At 36.3% G+C, this 463-nt stretch carries 1 protein-coding gene; it reads left to right on the plus strand.

Going from position 1 to position 463, the window contains the following annotated elements:
- Positions 1-303 (plus strand): helix-turn-helix domain-containing protein (locus FD26_RS10780; protein WP_156401817.1); only part of this gene is annotated, 303 nt, incomplete at its 5' end.
- Between the last annotated feature and the right edge of the window lie 160 nt (positions 304-463).

Below are 463 nucleotides of genomic sequence, written 5' to 3' on the forward strand. Positions count from 1 at the left end.
CAACTGATGACCAACTTGATTATTGAACTCTATAAGTATCAGGCCGAAAGTGAACGTAAGCGAATCATTGAGCGCCAGCAGCAAGGGATTGCCTTAGCTAAGCAGCAGGGTAAATATCATGGGCGTAAACCCCAATACACCCAAGACGATCCCCGCTTGCAACATGCTTTTAAACTTTATCAGGCAGGCATGAGTGATGTCGATGTTGCCCGTAATACAGGAATTAAACGGACAACCTTTATAAGGTATCGAAAGAAATTTAATGTTAAACCAGTTTTTAGTGCAAATAAAATTTGTTTTTGATATGGGTTCATTATTTTTCTAGTTGACAACGAATACATTAATAACCACAATAACTTTCAGTATCGCGTGTAATACATTTAGTAAGCATTAGCGATATAAAATAATAGGTATTATAAATAAGGTGTTATCGATTTAGGTAGCGTCAAGAATCTTGTGTAAA

It is taken from the genome of Companilactobacillus crustorum JCM 15951 (genome assembly GCF_001434585.1).
GTDB lineage: Bacteria > Bacillota > Bacilli > Lactobacillales > Lactobacillaceae > Companilactobacillus > Companilactobacillus crustorum.